Here is a 1,624-nt window from a genome sequence, read left to right on the forward strand (position 1 = left end):
GCACTCCGCGCTGGCACCTCGGTGCCAGCGTGGTATATCACCCAAATCTCCTCTACAGATGCGTTCTACACCTCGCTGAACCACAACGGCAAATACATCACTAGCAAGCATATCGTTGGTCACCGCTCTACTCACGACGGCTTCTGGCGACCGGAGGTGGATGACGGCACTGCCGTCTTCCACCGGAAACGAACTACCAAAGCTACTCTCAAGCATCTCGCGTTCCGCCGTCCATCTGGACTTACACCCCCTGAAGCACGTGATCTCCTCAACAGGCAGTGCTACCGTCCACTCCGAAAGCTAGCCGAAAATGACGAGATACACGCGACTGACTGGAACAACACAACCGTCTACACCCACAGTTGGCCGTCCCGGCGGGACGACCAACTGTCTCAGCGTCAAACTGATCAGCCAACCGATCTCACACCTAACGACGACGATGATGGCTATCTCTACCGTGACGAACTCATCGCTACGTTTCTCTCGGTTGCTGTTTCGCAGATTCAGTCTATTACGCCAGAACGTGCCGCTGCACTTGTTCTACGGCAGTTCGAGGGCGACTCGTTTGACGCCCTCGAACGCCGTATTCGCCGAAACCACTCATTCCGTGAGGCATTAGATTACGTTGAGCCAGAGGATGTCCCCGACGGGACATCCCTCTGGCGTGCCTTCGACGAACTCTCTCCGAACGAGCTACGTGACTGTCTCCAATCTATGTGCAGCGAGTTGCTTACCGATCACGAGCATGGAGGCGAGTTCGTTGTGATCGATGGAACTCACATTGCTGCTTGGGCAAATACTCGCAAAGAGATCGAAAACGGAGACGTAGAGGGTGCTAGCTGGGGTCAGCACGAAGGAAAATTCTACGGGTACAAGGTTTATATCGTCGTGGATGCAGCGGCGGAGCTGCCGGTCGCCATCACGATGGAGACCGGCAGCACACACGACTGTAGCGGATTTGAGCCGCTCGTCGATGAGTTCGAGGAACGCTATGACACTGATGAGCTTCAAGCAGTCTTAGCTGATGCTGGATTCGACAGCCAAGGAAACCGTGACTACTGTCAGGACTCTCTTGATTGTCCGTTGTTGGGAGCGATCAATCCTCGCAGATCGTCGCCGTTAGCGACGATCAAGGAGGAAATCAAAGAACTGTTCGAAGAACACGGTGACGAGATCGACAGCCCGTACGACGCATTAGAGAAACTCCCACAGGAGCAACTTTCTGAATACGGTGTAGAAGTAGGTAGTGTCGAGGAAAGCTACATCTTCCAAGCGATCAAGGAACGGATGCATCGACACCTGCGAGCAGGTGTCGAGCGAGTATTCTCTCGACTGAAGTCGTTTACTGGTCTTGATCGCGTCCGCGTACGCAAGGAAGACAACGTCGAAACTCACGTAGTTCTTTCGGCGGTAGCATTGGTAGCAGCGTCTCTCACTGCAAAACGGCAGAACAAACCAGGGCTGATACGCTCACCAAGTCGGCTCATCTGACCACTAGAAGGTCTGTCCAAAAAATGACTGCCGCCGCCTGAGAGGCGTCGCTCTCAGGCGGCTCTGTTTTGTGACCATCACATGATATATTGGGTCGAGACACCCGCAAATTTAGCAACTCCTATCAGATAAT

Annotated in this window: 1 protein-coding gene; it reads left to right on the plus strand. The window is 53.7% G+C overall.

Features of this window, described 5'->3' with window-relative positions; genetic code table 11:
* Nucleotides 1-1,491 (plus strand): transposase (locus E5K03_RS13750; protein WP_138007378.1); only part of this gene is annotated, 1,491 nt, incomplete at its 5' end.
* Nucleotides 1,492-1,624: the final 133 nt, after the last annotated feature.

Origin of the sequence: Halalkalirubrum salinum, assembly GCF_005543295.1 — an archaeon.
GTDB classification, from domain to species: domain Archaea; phylum Halobacteriota; class Halobacteria; order Halobacteriales; family Haloferacaceae; genus Halalkalirubrum; species Halalkalirubrum salinum.